This is a genomic window from Siccibacter colletis, assembly GCF_000696575.1.
In the GTDB taxonomy this organism is placed as follows: Bacteria; Pseudomonadota; Gammaproteobacteria; order Enterobacterales; family Enterobacteriaceae; genus Siccibacter; species Siccibacter colletis.
Map to the genome: position 1 here is coordinate 1 of NZ_JMSQ01000045.1, position 451 is coordinate 451.

Genomic DNA, 451 nt, shown 5'->3' on the forward strand with positions numbered 1-451 from the left:
CCCTGGTAGTCCACGCCGTAAACGATGTCGACTTGGAGGTTGTTCCCTTGAGGAGTGGCTTCCGGAGCTAACGCGTTAAGTCGACCGCCTGGGGAGTACGGCCGCAAGGTTAAAACTCAAATGAATTGACGGGGGCCCGCACAAGCGGTGGAGCATGTGGTTTAATTCGATGCAACGCGAAGAACCTTACCTGGCCTTGACATCCAGAGAACTTAGCAGAGATGCTTTGGTGCCTTCGGGAACTCTGAGACAGGTGCTGCATGGCTGTCGTCAGCTCGTGTTGTGAAATGTTGGGTTAAGTCCCGCAACGAGCGCAACCCTTATCCTTTGTTGCCAGCGATTCGGTCGGGAACTCAAAGGAGACTGCCGGTGATAAACCGGAGGAAGGTGGGGATGACGTCAAGTCATCATGGCCCTTACGGCCAGGGCTACACACGTGCTACAATGGCGT

General features: G+C 55.0%; 1 rRNA gene. It reads left to right on the forward strand.

Going from position 1 to position 451, the window contains the following annotated elements:
• Positions 1–451 (forward strand): 16S ribosomal RNA (locus ET34_RS0120740); the annotation flags it as partial.